We start from the raw sequence: 13,369 nt of genomic DNA on the forward strand, positions 1-13,369 counted from the left end.
TCTGGCACCGACAGCGTGGAATTGCATCAGCGGATCGTCTCGGCGCCGGTAGATTTCGGCGCCATCCGTTCCGAATTCGGCCTGGCCTCGGCGTATCCCGCCGAGGCCAGCACGGAAGCCCGCGACGCGTCCGACGCGTTCGCGGGCGACCGGGCCGATCGCACCGACATCCCGTTCGTGACGATCGACCCACCGGGGGCCATGGATCTGGACCAGGCCCTGCATCTCGAGCGCACCGGCACCGGCTTCCTCCTGCATTACGCCATCGCCGACGTCGGCGCCGTGATCGATCCGCATGGCGCGCTGGCCAAGGAGTCCGGCGCGCGGGGGCAGACCTACTACCTCCCCGACGGCACCGTCCCGCTGCATCCGCCGGTGCTGTCGGAAGGCACCGCGAGCCTGCTGCCGCAGCAGCGAAGGCCCGCCGCGCTGTGGACCATCGAGCTCGACGAAAACGCTGAGCCACAACGCTTTTCGGTAGAGCGCGCGCTGGTGTGTTCGCGCGCCAGACTGGACTACGCCGGGGTACAGGCCGACGCCGACGCCGGCCGACTGCACCCTTCGATCGCGGCCCTGCCGGAGTTCGGCAAGCGGCGCATCGAGGCCGGACTGCAGCGCGGCGCGATCGGGTTGCGACTGCCCGCGCAGAGCATTGTCCGGGACGATCGGTCCGACGGACACTGGCGGTTGATCGTCGAACCGCGCACCGCCGCCGACGACTGGAACGAGCAGGTCTCGTTGCTCACCGGCATGTGCGCGGCCCGCATCATGCTCGACGCAGGCGCGCCCGCGCTGCTGCGCACCATGCCGCCGCCCGCCGAGTCGGCGATAGCGTCGATGCATCGCACCGCGGCCGCGTTGGGCGTCGAGTGGCCCGAGGAGCTGTCGGTGGGGCAGCTGCTCGCTCGGCTCGATCCGAACACCCCCGCCGCGCTGGTGCTGATGTCCGAGGCGACCAGCCTGCTGCGCGGGGCGTCCTACACCGTGGTGACCGAGGACACCGTGGCCGCCACGCCGGAAAGCTTGCAGCACAGCGCGATCCGCGCACCGTACGCCCACGTCACCGCGCCGCTGCGCAGGCTGACCGACCGCTTCAGTACCGAGATCTGCCTGGCCCGTTGCGCGGGTATCGAAGTGCCGCAATGGGTTCGGGACGGACTGGCGGACACCGCCGACAGCATGCGCCGCAGCGACGCGATCGCAGGCAAGGTCGAACGCGCCTGCATCGACCTCACCGAGTCCACCCTGCTCGCCGAACGCGCAGGCACCGAATTCGACGCGGTGGTAGTACGCGAAGCCAACGGCAACCGAGCCGCGGAGATCTTCATCGCCGACCCACCCGTCCTCGGACCCTGCGCAGGCGAACCCCCGGAAGGCGCCACCGTCCGCGTCCGCCTGGTCTCCGCCGACCCGATCGCCCGCAAAATCACCTTCGCCTACCCGGCCCAACCCGCACCCCCGGCCTGACCACCGCGGCCGAATACGCACTCGCTCTCGGGATGCGCACCCACTGGGAGCGTCTAGAGCGATTGCACATCCTGAGAAAGAGTGCGGCGTCGTGGACTGCGTGCTGGTGGGGTGCCGGGGCTACCCGTCCGACAGTGCGGCCGCGGCCTCGGGGTAGAGAGTGGGGGCTACTCGCCCGACAGTGCGGCCGCGGCGTCGGGGTAGCGGCTGAGGGCTTGGCGGGCTGCGGTGTCTTCGGCGCCTGCCAGGATGCGGTAGAGGGCCGTATCTTCGCCTGCGGCGCCGGCGTCGGCTGAGATGCCGTAGATGGCGTGTTGTGATTCGACGGCGTCGCGATGGTCGCCGAGTACCGTCTGGAGCCGTTTGGCGCGGGTGCCGAGGTCGCTCGCGTCGGCGCCGATGACGGGTTCTGCCGCCTCGCACGAGTACCGTAAACGCTTGGCGCTCTTGCGGATATCGTGCAGCAGCTCGATCCGCTCGGCCGGGGTTACGGTGGTCTCCTGCTGGATCAGGGCTTGGACGCGTTCCCGGTCGCGTTCGAGGACGACGCCGAAGAAGTCCGCGGCGGGCACCCTGCCGCGTGCGGAACGCAGCGGTGGTTCGGTGCGCCACCTGGTGAGCTCGTCGCGCAGTTCGCGGTAGCGCCCGCTGTCCAGCGCCAGCAGCACGTCGGCGTGGGCCGCGGCGTACCTGCTGTGCGCCGCGGTGACCAGGCGCGCGGTCACCAACTCGACGTCGGCGGCCGAATGATCGGACTGCTGGCCATGTTTGGTCAGCAGCGTCTCGAACCGTTCGGCGCGCACCTCGGCGTCGCGGGCGACACCGAGGACACCGGCCAGCCACTTGAGCTCCTCGCCCATCGCCCTGGCCGGCGTCCGTTCGAACAACCCGCGATAGGACCGCAGCACGCTGCGTAACCGTCGGGTGGCCACCCGCATCTGGTGGATCGAGTCCGGTGCGTCGGCGCGCACCTCGGGCTCGGCGGCCAGCAGCCGATCCACATTGTCGCTGAGTGCCGCGACGATGGCCTCGCCTGCTGTGGCCGTCATGATTTATCCCGTCTTCGCGAATCTGTCGGTGGCTTCGATCAAATGGTGCGTGATGCCGGGCTCGTAGGAGGCGTGTCCGGCGTCCTCGACGATGTGCAACTCCGAGCCGGGCATCGCCTTGTGCAGATCCCAGGCGCTCACCGCGGGGCAGACGATGTCGTGGCGGCCCTGCACGATGACCGTGGGAATGTGGGTGATGCTGGCGATATCGCGCAGCAGCTGACCCTCCTCGAGGAACGCGTGATTGCGGAAGTAGTGGTTCTCGATCCGGGCGAAGGCCAGCGCGAACCGGGGTTCGGCGGTCTCGGCGACCCGATCGGGCTGCGGCAGCAGCGAACTCGTCGCACCCTCCCAGGTGGACCAGGCGACCGCCGCGGCGAGTGCGACCTCCTCGTCGGGGGAGTGCAGGAGGCGGTGATAGACCTCGACCAGGTCTTGATCACGCTCGGCCTCGGGCACCGGCGCGAGGAACTTCTCCCACTCGGCGGGGTACACGTACCCGGCGGCGCCGTTGTAGTACCAGTCGATTTCCTTGCGGCGCAACAGGAAGATGCCGCGCAGCACCAGCTCGGTCACCCGGTCGGGGTGCGTCTCGGCGTAGGCGAGCGCGAGGGTCGAGCCCCAGGAGCCGCCGAACACCTGCCAGCGCTCGATGCCGAGATGGGTACGCAGTGCCTCGATATCGGCGATCAGGTGCTGAGTGGTGTTGGTCGCCAGGCTCGCCCCGTCGGCGACGTGCGGGGTGGAGCGTCCGCAGCCGCGCTGATCGAGCAGCACGATCCGGTATGCGGCCGGATCGAAGAACCGCCGGTGCACCGGCGAGACAGCGCCGCCGGGACCGCCGTGCAGCAGAACCACCGGCTTGCCCTCGGGGTTGCCGCTGACCTCCCAGTACATCGACTGCCCGTCGCCGACGTCGAGCTTGCCGGAGTCGTGGCAGTCGATCTCGGGGTAGAGCGTCCGCAACTGTGCGCCGCTCATCAGAACGCGAGGCCCGCGGCCAGATCGGGGACGCCGAGCGCCTCGATCGCCTGCTTGTGCACGTCCGGGCAGCTCTTGGTGGTGAGCCGGTCGATGACCGGCTTGTCGGCGAGCACCGCGCCGTTGATGCCGCCGTTGCGCAGCGCCCACTCGTGCACCATCGCGTTGAGGCCGATCTTGCCCAGCGTCGGGCCCTGCACCCGCCAGTTCGACAGCTCGGGCCGGATCATGTCGCAGAGCTGCGCGGCAGCGGCGTCGGAGATCTCCGGGGTGCCCGGCTTGTTCGTGCCCGCGGTGCCGCTCGGCGTGGTGGTCGCCGATGCCGTCGTCGAGCCCGAGCTTCCGGTCGGAGCCGGGTTCGACTCGCTTCCACATGCGGTCAGTGCTGCGGCGGCGAAAACTCCCGCCAGCAGCAGGGTGCTGCGTGAAATCCAACGGCTGTGCGGCATCGGTTCCTCTGCTTCTCATCGCGAATGTCCGCATCGAGTCTGCCATTGTTTCGCCGCTACGGCCCGGACAGCGGTGGCGCGGGCTGCCGAGGAATGGATCGGACTGCGGCCGATGTGGCCGGGCGCGGAGGGACTCCGGCGGGCAGGCGGGTCGGCGGGATGGGTGGCTTCGTCGCGTCGCGGGTCCTGTTGGGTGCTACCGGAACTTCGTGCGCAGCTCGTCGAGCAAGGCTTCGACGAGACGGGCGAAGCGCGGCGTCGAGGTGTCGATCGTGCGCCACGGGTTCAGGGCGATCAACGGCGCGAGCCGCTCGGCCGCGGCGATCTCCGCCTCGGTGATCGGCTCGAACCGGCGCCAGTGCGCGAAGTACTCGGCGCGATGCGGGCTGTGCAGGATGCGATGGGCGAGGAACGGGTGGGTGATCACGGCGTCGCCCCAGTCGAAGAACCGCCCGGCGCCCGGGGTGGTGCCTGCGAACACGTTGTCGGGGTGGACGTCGTTGTGTTCGAGGCTGAGCCTGCCGTAGCCGGCCAGTTCGGCGGCGGCCTCCTCGATGCGGTGGCCGAGGCCGGGGACGCGCGGCTCGAAGTGCCGGTAGATGGTGCCGAGCCGGCTGGGCGGTAGATAGGGGGTGCCGGTGGTGAGCAGCTCGTCGACGTGCGGGGCGAGGGAGTGCTGCAGCTCGACATAGGAGCCGATCAGGCCGGACCATTCCGCGTCGGTGTCGGGGGCGGTGTCGCCGCCGTGCGGGCTCAGCAACCAGCCGTGCTCGGGTTGCACCGCAAGAGGTTCCAGCACGCTGCCGGGGCGCAGCCGGGCGAGCAGTTGGAGCAGTGGGCCCTCATGGGCGAAGGCGCGCGCGTTGGCTTTCGCCCACATCGGGCCCGCCGCGGTAGGAATGCGGACGATCAACGACCAAGCGCGCCGCCGGGTTTCCGTCGGCGCGCCGGTGATGTCGATGTCCCGAGCCTTCAGGACGCCGACGGCCCAATCGATCAGCGCGTCGGCCGGTTGACCGAGCAGCGCGGCTGGCGCGTGCACTGCTCGGCCGGTCATCGTCACTCCATAGAACTAAAAACTGTGCTCGGGGCCCGGGTAGGTGCCCAGGCGTACCTCCTCAGCGTAGGCCGTCGCGGCGGCACGCAGCTCGTCGCCGATATTGCCGAAGCGCTTGACGAACTTGGCGGTCTTGCCGCTGGTGTAGCCCGCCATGTCCTGCCAGACCAGCACCTGCGCGTCGGTCTCCACGCCGGCGCCGATGCCGACGGTGGGAATGGTCAGCTTGCGGCTGGCCTGGGCCGCCAGTTCGGCCGGGACCATCTCCATGACCACGGCGAACGCACCCGCCTCCTGCACCGCGATGGCGTCGGCGATGAGCTGCTCGGCGCCGTCGCCGCGACCCTGCACGCGGAATCCGCCGAGGGTGTTCACGCTCTGCGGGGTGAACCCGATGTGCGCCATCACGGGAATGCCCGCCGAGGTGATCAGCGCGATCTGTTCGGCGACCCGCTCACCGCCCTCGAACTTCACCGCCTGCGCCTGGCCCTCCTTCATGAACCGGGTCGCGGTGGCCAGCGCCTGCTGCGGGGAGGACTCGTAGGTGCCGAAGGGCAGGTCGGCCACCACGAGGGCGTGCGGCGCGCCCCGCACCACGCCACGGACCAGCGGGAGCAGCTCGTCCACGGTGATCGGGACCGTCGTGTCGTAGCCGTAGACCACGTTGGCCGCGGAGTCGCCGACCAAGAGCACGGGGATGCCCGCTTCTTCGAACAGCCTGGCGGTCGAGTAGTCGTATGCGGTGAGCATGGACCAGCGCTCGCCGTTGGCCTTCATCTGCTGCAGGTGGTGCACCCGGGTCTTGCGCATAGCCTTCTTGGGCTCGGTGGGTGCCGCACCGTAGGCAGGGGTTTCCGAATCGGATACGGACATCTTCGTCCCTTTCGTCTGTGTCGCCTCGGGGCCCATCCGGGTCCCCGGGTTGTCTGACGAAATCCAGTGTGCCAGCTGTCACCGGGCCGTATTAAGGTTCTCGACCGATGCGATTGGTCACAGCTGTCGCGCCCCGAGCGGTCAGCGATCCGCGCCCGGCTGCGCGGAACTCCAGGTCAGCGGCGCGATCGAGACACCGTCGCTGTTGATGCCCGCCGAACTGGCCCAGTAACCATCGCCGTCCTGGACGATCTCGGCGGCGTGCGCGGCAATGCGACCCGCGTTATCGGTCGGTGCGAAGTGGAACGGGTCGGGGCTGAAGAACACTTCGGTACTCGTGTAGTGCGGACGAGGGCCGATGAACAGGTACCAGTAGCTACCGTGCCGCATGACGAACGGTGACTCGGTATTGCCCGCCCCCGTCCCGGTGGTCGGATCGGTGTAGGCGATTCCGCTGCGCGTCTGACTCCAGGTCCGCAGGTCGCTGCTGGTGCGGTAGGCGACAACGTGGTTGCCGCCCGTGGGTTCGCTGGTTGCCGTGTAGTACATCACCCACTGATCGCCGACGCGGGTCACCATCGGATCACGCGCTTCATAGCCGTCGGTGAACAGCGGTTCGTCCGCGCGCTGCCAGGTGTAGAGGTCTTGCGAGGTAGCGAGATTTATCGCCGCGCCAGCGCGATCCGCGCCGCCGGTCGCGAAGTACATGTAATACGTGCCCTCGTCGAAGACGATGTGCGGCGCCCACAGGTGCTGGTCCTCACCTGGCTGGGCGCGCAGAACCGATGGTTGCTTCACCCATGGACCGTGCAGGGTCGGCGCGGTCGCGTGCGCGAAAACAACTTCGTTGTCCGGGTCGGCGGGCTTGGTATGGGTGATCCCGAACAGATGCCAGGTGCCGTCGCGGTGGACGAAGGTGTGATCGTTGATGTACCACTGCGCCAGCAGGCCGGTGGGCACCTCGTAAACCTGCACGAACGCCCCTGCGGTGACTCGCTCGGGAGCGGGCGTCGGCTGCGCACCGGACTCGCCGCTCGGCGCCGCCGCCGCGGTGGGCGCGAGCACACTCAACACGAAGACTGCGGTTGCCGCGCGCGCAGCTCGACTACTCGACCATCGATGACCGAACAAGAGCAGACCTTCCGATAGCGCCGAAACGACCCCCGCTGCTATTCGTCACTGGCGGCCCAGCGGATGGAATGGGCCTCGCTCTCGCGGCCGCACGTGCTCTTCCCCACCTCTGACCGGTGCGTTGCGCGCGCCGAGCACGCGAGCTGCCACTATCAGTGAATGGGTTTGGTTCGCAGTGGGCGCGGTGCGTTGGTGGTGGCGGTGCTGGCGTTGGTGGCGGGGTGCACGATCGACGGCCATCCGACCGGGCCGATGCCGACGCCGCCCGCCGCGTTGGCGAAGTTCTACACCCAGAATGTGCAGTGGGGTGGCTGCGCCGGGTTCGGGTCGCCGGATGATCGTTTCGCGCCCAATACGCAGTGCGCCCGGATCAGTGTGCCGATCGATTACGCCGCACCGGACGGACCGACCGCGCAGATCGCGGTCTCGCGGATCAAGGCCACCGGCAAACGCATCGGCTCGCTGCTGATGAACCCCGGCGGTCCGGGGGAGTCCGGCCTGACCATGTCGGCGCTTGGCCACAAGACCCCGCTGGCCGAGCGCTTCGACCGGGTCGGCTTCGATCCGCGCGGGGTCGGCTCGTCGACGCCTGCCATCGTCTGCGAGACCGCGCAAGAGCAGGACGCCGAGCGCGCCGAGCCGCCGAAGGACAACACCCCCGAGGGCATCGCGGCGGCGGAGAACGAGAACCGCGAGTACGCGGACCGCTGCACCGAACGCACCGGCAAGGAGTTCCTCGCCCACGTCGGCACCCGCGAGGTGGTGCAGGATCTGGACGTGCTGCGCGCCGCGCTCGGCGATCCGAAACTCAGCTACCTGGGTTACTCCTACGGCACCAAGATCGGTTCGGCGTACGCCGAGAAGTTCCCGGACCACGTGCGTGCCCTGGTGCTGGACGGCGCCATCGACTCCTCGCAGGACCCGGTGCAGGAGTCGCTGCGGCAGGCGGCGGGCTTCCAGAAGGTGTTCGACGCCTACGCCGCGAACTGCGCGACCAAGGCGGACTGCCCGCTCGGCACCGACAAGGCGCAGGCGGTGCAGCGGTTCCGCGCGCTGGTGAATCCGTTGTGGGACAAGCCGGTATCGACCACCGATCCGCGTGGGCTGAACTACGGTGACGCGCTCACCGGCGTGCGCCAGGCGCTCTACTCCAACGAGCTGTGGCCGGTGCTCACCCTCGGCCTCTCGGAGCTGCGCGACGGCCGCGGCGACACCCTGCTGCAACTGGCCGACATGTACGACGGCCGCCGCGACGACGGCAGCTACAGCAACACCACCGACGCGTTCACCGCGATTCGCTGCGTGGACGATCCGCGCGTCAGCGACCGCGCGATCACCGGCAAGCAGGACACCGAATACCGCAGGGCGGCGCCGTTCCTGGACGACGGGCACGGCACCGGCGCGGCCCCGCTGGACCAGTGCACGGCCTGGCCGGTGCCGAACACCAGTGAGCCGCATCGGATCTCGGTGACCGGGCTGCCGAAGACGGTGGTCGTGTCGACCACCGACGACCCGGCGACGCCGTACCAGGCTGGCGTGGACCTGGCCGACCAGCTCGGCGCCGCCCTGGTTACCTACAAAGGCAGCAGGCACACCATCGCGCTCTCGGGTGGCTCGTCGTGCGTGGACGACGCGGTGATCGACTACCTGATCGACCTCACCGAGCCGGAGGCGGGTCTCACCTGCTGATCGTTCGGGCTGGAGGTCTTTTTCCCGCAACAAGCACAGCACACTCAGCGTGTATGTAACACGGATTTAACGCCGGGTGCTTACTCTCGCGGACATGGATCGCCAGAAGGAATTCGTGCTGCGGACGCTCGAAGAGCGGGATATCCGCTTCGTACGTCTCTGGTTCACCGACGTCTTGGGTTACCTGAAGTCCGTCGCGATTGCTCCCGCCGAGCTCGAGGGCGCGTTCGAGGAGGGTATCGGCTTCGACGGCTCGGCCATCGAAGGCTTCGCCAGGGTGTCGGAGGCCGACATGGTCGCCCGGCCCGATCCGTCCACCTTCCAGGTGCTGCCGTGGGCAACGAGCAAGGGCCACCAGCACTCCGCGCGCATGTTCTGCGACATCACCATGCCCGACGGCTCGCCGTCCTGGGCCGACCCGCGCCACGTGCTGCGCCGCCAGCTGAACAAGGCCGCCGATGTCGGGTTCAGCTGCTACGTGCATCCGGAGATCGAGTTCTTCCTGCTGGAGAACGGCCCGGTGGACGGCTCGCAGCCGATCCCGGCCGACTCCGGCGGGTTCTTCGACCAGGCCGTGCACGATTCGGCGCCGAACTTCCGCCGCCACGCGATCGACGCGCTGGAGTCGATGGGCATCTCGGTGGAGTTCAGCCACCACGAGGGCGCGCCGGGCCAGCAGGAGATCGACCTGCGCTACGCCGACGCGCTGTCCATGGCCGACAACGTGATGACCTTCCGCTACCTGATCAAGGAAGTGGGCATCGACGAGGGCGTGCGCGCGACCTTCATGCCCAAGCCGTTCGCCCAGTACCCGGGCTCGGCGATGCACACGCACATGAGCCTGTTCGAGGGCGAGGCGAACGCCTTCCACGATCCGGACGACCCGATCAACCTGTCGAGCACCGCGCGCGCCTTCATCGCGGGCATCCTGGAGCACGCGCCGGAGATCAGCGCGATCACCAACCAGTGGGTGAACTCCTACAAGCGGCTCATCCACGGCGGCGAAGCGCCGACCGCGGCCTCGTGGGGCCGGTCGAACCGGTCCGCGCTGGTGCGGGTGCCGATGTACACGCCGAACAAGTCCTCCTCGCGCCGGGTCGAGATCCGCAGCCCTGATTCGGCCTGCAATCCCTACCTGACCTTCGCCGTGCTGCTCGCGGCCGGTCTGCGTGGCATCGAGAAGGGCTACACGCTGCCGCCGGAGGCCGAGGACGACGTCTGGTCGCTGACCGTCGCCGAGCGGCGCGCGATGGGCTTCCGTGAGTTGCCCGGCACGCTGGACGAGGCGCTGCAGGCGATGGAGCGCTCCGAGCTGGTCGCCGAGACGCTCGGCGAGCACGTGTTCGACTTCTTCCTGCGCAACAAGCGCCGGGAGTGGGCGGACTACCGCAGCCAGGTGACGCCGTACGAACTCAAGGAATACCTCGGTCTGTAGCTGGGGGCCGCGTTTCCGCAACGTATGCCCGGCGGCGGGCGAGTCGTCGGTCCTGAGCATGTAATTTGAGAGCTATGGTCCGGCCCCCGACTGCCCGCTCCGCTGTCCCCGGCGTCGGTCGGCTCGGGTTGCTCGAGCCCACCGCCGCCGCCTCGCTGCGCGAATTGGGCTGGGACAACGTCGAAGCTATTCCCGTGCTCTGGGCGTTGTCGCGGGCGCCCGACGCCGACTTGGCGCTGAACACCCTGATCAAACTCCGCGAGCGGCTCGAAACCGACTGGGCCGAACTGGATTCGGCGATCCGCACGGACACCGCCCTGCGCGGCAGGCTGTTCGCGCTGCTCGGCTCGTCCAGTGCGTTCGCCGATCATCTGGTGGTCGACCCCGCGGCCTGGCAGGTCTTGCGGCGCAAGGCGCTACCGACGCGCGAGGAGTTGATCGCCGATCTGCTCGACGCGGTGCGCGCGGTGCCGGAGCAGGGGCCGGAGGACGGCCTAGGGACGGAGGCGCTGCTGTTCCGGGCAGGCGAGTCCGGTCCCGAGGTGGTCGCGCTGCTGCGTAAGCGGTATCGCGATCAGCTGATGCTGCTCGCGGCACTCGATCTGGCGGCGACCGTCGAGAACGAACCGGTACTGCCGTACCAGGTGGTCGGCCGTCATCTGACCGCGCTGGCCGACGCCGCGCTCACCGCGGCACTATCGGTGGCGGTGGCGCGGGTCTGCAAGGACGGCCCGGTGCCGGTGCGGCTCGCGGTGATCGCCATGGGCAAGAGCGGCGCGTGCGAGCTGAACTACGTCAGCGATGTCGACGTGGTGTTCGTCGCGGAACCCGCCGACGCCACCGCGACCCGGCTGGCGGCCGAGATGATGAGCGTCGCCAGCGCCGCCTTCTTCGAGGTGGACGCGGCGCTGCGGCCCGAGGGCAAGGCGGGCGCGCTGGTGCGCACGCTGGAGTCGCACATCGCCTACTACAAGCGGTGGGCCCGGACCTGGGAATTCCAGGCGCTGTTGAAGAACCGGCCGATGACCGGTGACCTCGAGCTCGGCGAGCAGTATCGGGCCGCGCTGATGCCGATGGTGTGGACCGCCTCCGAGCGCCCCGACTTCGTCGCCGACGTGCAGGCGATGCGCCGCAGGGTGGAAGACCTGGTGCCCGCCGACATGCGCGAGCGTGAGCTGAAATTGGGCCACGGCAGCCTGCGCGACGTCGAATTCGCCGTCCAGCTCCTGCAATTGGTGCACGGCCGGGTGGACGAGTCCCTGCACGTGCAGGGCACCGTCGAGGCGCTCACCGCGCTGGCCGCGGGCGGTTACGTCGGGCGCGACGATGCCGCGAATCTCACTGCCTCCTACGAGTTCTTGCGTCTGCTCGAACACCGCCTGCAACTGCAGCGGTTGCGGCGCACGCACACCCTGCCCGCCGCCGACGACGAGGAGGGCATGCGCTGGCTGGCCCGCGCCGCGCACATCCGGCCGGACGGCAGGCAGGACGCGGTCGGTGTGCTCGCCAGTGAGATCCGGCGAAACTCCGTGCGGGTGCGGCGATTACACGCCAAGCTGTTCTACCGGCCGCTGCTGGAATCGGTGGTCAAGCTGGAGCCCGACGCGCTGCGGCTCAGCCCCGACGCGGCGATCCGGCAGCTGGCCGCGCTGGGCTACCAGGCGCCCGAGCATGCCCTCGGCCACCTCAAGGCGCTCACCGGCGGGGTCTCGCGCAAGGGCCGGATCCAGGCGTTGCTGCTGCCGACCCTGCTCGAATGGCTCGGTGACACACCGAATCCCGACGCGGGCCTGCTCGCCTACCGGCGGGTGTCCGAGGGGCTCGACGATCAGATCTGGTTCCTGCGCGAGCTGCGCGACGAGGGCGCCATCGCGCAGCGGTTGATGATCGTGCTCGGCTCCTCGGAGTACCTGCCCGATCTGCTGATCAACGCGCCGGACACCATCCGCATGTACGCCGACGGGCCCGGCGGTCCGTTGCTGCTCAGCCCGCAGGCCGAAGACGTCGCGCGCGGCATCATGACCGCCGCCGCCCGCTACGACGACCCGAAACGCGCTGTCGCCGCGGCCCGTTCGTTGCGCAGGCACGAGCTGGCCAGGGTGGCCTCGGCGGATCTGCTCGGGATGCTCGACGTCAAACAGGTGTGCCGGGCGCTGTCCTCGGTGTGGGTCGCGGTGCTGGAAGCCTCACTCAAAGCGGTGATTCGGGCGAGCGAGGCCGAGCGGGGCGGCCCGGCGCCCGCCGATATCGCGGTGATCGGCATGGGCAGGCTCGGCGGCATGGAACTCGGTTACGGGTCCGACGCCGACGTCCTGTTCGTCTGTGATCCCCGGCCGGGTGAGGACGAAGCCAAGGCCGTGAAGTGGGCGATCAACGTCGCCGACAAGGTGCAGCAGCTGCTCGGTGCGCCGAGTACCGACCCGCCGTTGCAGGTGGACGCCGGGCTGCGCCCGGAGGGGCGCAACGGCCCCCTGGTCCGCACGCTGGCCGCCTACGCCGCCTACTACCAGCAATGGGCGCAGCCGTGGGAGGTGCAGGCGCTGCTGCGGGCCCATCAGGTCGCCGGTGATCAGCAGCTCGGCCTGCGCTTCCTGCACGTCATCGACAAGGTGCGCTACCCCAAGGGCGGGGTGTCGACCGAGGCAGTGCGCGAGATCCGCCGGATCAAGGCCAGGATCGACGCCGAACGCCTACCCCGCAACGCCAACCCGGCCACCCACACCAAGCTCGGCCGCGGTGGCCTCGCCGACATCGAGTGGACGGTCCAGCTGATGCAGCTGCGCCACGCCCACGAGGTCATCGGCCTGCACAACACCTCGACGCTGGAGTCGCTCAACGTCATCGAGCAGACCGAACTGCTCGACGCCGCAGATGTCGCGCTGCTGCGAGACGCCTGGCTCACCGCGACCAAGGCGCGCAACGCGCTGGTGCTGGTGCGCGGCAAGCCAGCGGATCAGTTGCCCGGCCCAGGGCGACTGCTGTCCGCGGTCGCCAAGGTGGCGGGGTGGCCGAACGACGACGGCAGCGAGTTCCTCGATCACTACATGCGGGTGACACGGCGGGCGAAAGCGGTGGTGGAGCGCGTCTTCGGCGAGTGAGGGGTGCGGGCTTCCGAGCAGTGGCGGCATCGACCCTGTGGCCGCGCTGTGCCCGAAACGCGCGCTGGGATCGCAGCTCGGCAACTAGACCGCGACGCCGCACTCACTCTCGGGATCCGCACTCGCTCTAGCGGCCCGAA

The 13,369-nt window shown here is 69.3% G+C and carries 10 protein-coding genes; 4 read left to right on the forward strand and 6 right to left on the reverse strand.

Annotated elements, in window-relative coordinates; genetic code table 11:
* Positions 1-15: 15 nt before the first annotated feature.
* Positions 16-1,467, forward strand: a complete 1,452-nt coding sequence (locus ACIHA7_RS16425; RefSeq protein ID WP_397290089.1) for an RNB domain-containing ribonuclease — start codon at positions 16-18, stop codon at positions 1,465-1,467.
* 167 nt (positions 1,468-1,634) lie between these two features.
* Here the strand turns inward: ACIHA7_RS16425 and ACIHA7_RS16430 are convergent, their stop codons facing one another.
* From ACIHA7_RS16430 to ACIHA7_RS16455, 6 genes are all read right to left on the reverse strand, one after another.
* Positions 1,635-2,516: a CHAD domain-containing protein gene (locus ACIHA7_RS16430; RefSeq protein WP_397290091.1), complete on the reverse strand. Its 882-nt coding sequence runs from the start codon at positions 2,514-2,516 to the stop codon at positions 1,635-1,637.
* A 3-nt stretch (positions 2,517-2,519) separates the two neighbouring features.
* Complete coding sequence (pip, locus tag ACIHA7_RS16435) at positions 2,520-3,497, reverse strand: prolyl aminopeptidase (protein ID WP_397290093.1); 978 nt, start codon at positions 3,495-3,497, stop codon at positions 2,520-2,522.
* Complete coding sequence (locus ACIHA7_RS16440) at positions 3,497-3,946, reverse strand: hypothetical protein (RefSeq protein ID WP_397290095.1); 450 nt, start codon at positions 3,944-3,946, stop codon at positions 3,497-3,499. The genes pip and ACIHA7_RS16440 overlap by 1 nt, the downstream gene beginning before the upstream one ends.
* A gap of 196 nt (positions 3,947-4,142) precedes the next feature.
* Positions 4,143-5,003, reverse strand: coding sequence for a phosphotransferase (locus ACIHA7_RS16445; protein ID WP_397290097.1), 861 nt, complete (start codon positions 5,001-5,003; stop codon positions 4,143-4,145).
* A gap of 15 nt (positions 5,004-5,018) precedes the next feature.
* Entirely contained in the window at positions 5,019-5,876 is an 858-nt protein-coding gene (gene panB, locus ACIHA7_RS16450; protein WP_107655056.1) for a 3-methyl-2-oxobutanoate hydroxymethyltransferase, read from the reverse strand.
* Positions 5,877-6,017: 141 nt separating this feature from the next.
* Positions 6,018-6,941: a glycosyl hydrolase family 32 gene (locus ACIHA7_RS16455; protein ID WP_397290799.1), complete on the reverse strand. Its 924-nt coding sequence runs from the start codon at positions 6,939-6,941 to the stop codon at positions 6,018-6,020.
* A gap of 225 nt (positions 6,942-7,166) precedes the next feature.
* Here ACIHA7_RS16455 and ACIHA7_RS16460 point away from each other — a divergent pair, with 225 nt between their 5' ends.
* The 3 genes from ACIHA7_RS16460 (at position 7,167) to ACIHA7_RS16470 (ending at position 13,229) form a co-directional block, all read left to right on the forward strand.
* A complete protein-coding gene (locus ACIHA7_RS16460) occupies positions 7,167-8,696 on the forward strand; it encodes an alpha/beta hydrolase (RefSeq protein ID WP_397290100.1) in 1,530 nt (509 codons plus the stop codon).
* A 94-nt stretch (positions 8,697-8,790) separates the two neighbouring features.
* The gene (locus tag ACIHA7_RS16465; RefSeq protein ID WP_107655058.1) at positions 8,791-10,131 is read left to right on the forward strand and encodes a glutamine synthetase family protein; all 1,341 of its coding nucleotides are present in this window, start codon (positions 8,791-8,793) and stop codon (positions 10,129-10,131) included.
* A gap of 74 nt (positions 10,132-10,205) precedes the next feature.
* Complete coding sequence (locus ACIHA7_RS16470; RefSeq protein WP_397290102.1) at positions 10,206-13,229, forward strand: bifunctional [glutamine synthetase] adenylyltransferase/[glutamine synthetase]-adenylyl-L-tyrosine phosphorylase; 3,024 nt, start codon at positions 10,206-10,208, stop codon at positions 13,227-13,229.
* Positions 13,230-13,369 lie beyond the last annotated feature (140 nt).

The organism is Nocardia sp. NPDC052316, from assembly GCF_044547795.1.
Classification (GTDB): Bacteria; Actinomycetota; Actinomycetes; order Mycobacteriales; family Mycobacteriaceae; genus Nocardia.

Excerpts from the sequence above, each read along its gene's own strand:
- ACIHA7_RS16430 (WP_397290091.1), bottom strand. The coding sequence starts at position 2,516 with ATGACGGCCACAGCAGGCGAGGCCATCGTCGCGGCACTCAGCGACAAT.
- pip (WP_397290093.1), bottom strand. The coding sequence starts at position 3,497 with ATGAGCGGCGCACAGTTGCGGACGCTCTACCCCGAGATCGACTGCCAC.
- ACIHA7_RS16440 (WP_397290095.1), bottom strand. The coding sequence starts at position 3,946 with ATGCCGCACAGCCGTTGGATTTCACGCAGCACCCTGCTGCTGGCGGGA.
- ACIHA7_RS16445 (WP_397290097.1), bottom strand. The coding sequence starts at position 5,003 with ATGACCGGCCGAGCAGTGCACGCGCCAGCCGCGCTGCTCGGTCAACCG.
- panB (WP_107655056.1), bottom strand. The coding sequence starts at position 5,876 with ATGTCCGTATCCGATTCGGAAACCCCTGCCTACGGTGCGGCACCCACC.
- ACIHA7_RS16460 (WP_397290100.1), top strand. The coding sequence starts at position 7,167 with ATGGGTTTGGTTCGCAGTGGGCGCGGTGCGTTGGTGGTGGCGGTGCTG.
- ACIHA7_RS16465 (WP_107655058.1), top strand. The coding sequence starts at position 8,791 with ATGGATCGCCAGAAGGAATTCGTGCTGCGGACGCTCGAAGAGCGGGAT.
- ACIHA7_RS16470 (WP_397290102.1), top strand. The coding sequence starts at position 10,206 with ATGGTCCGGCCCCCGACTGCCCGCTCCGCTGTCCCCGGCGTCGGTCGG.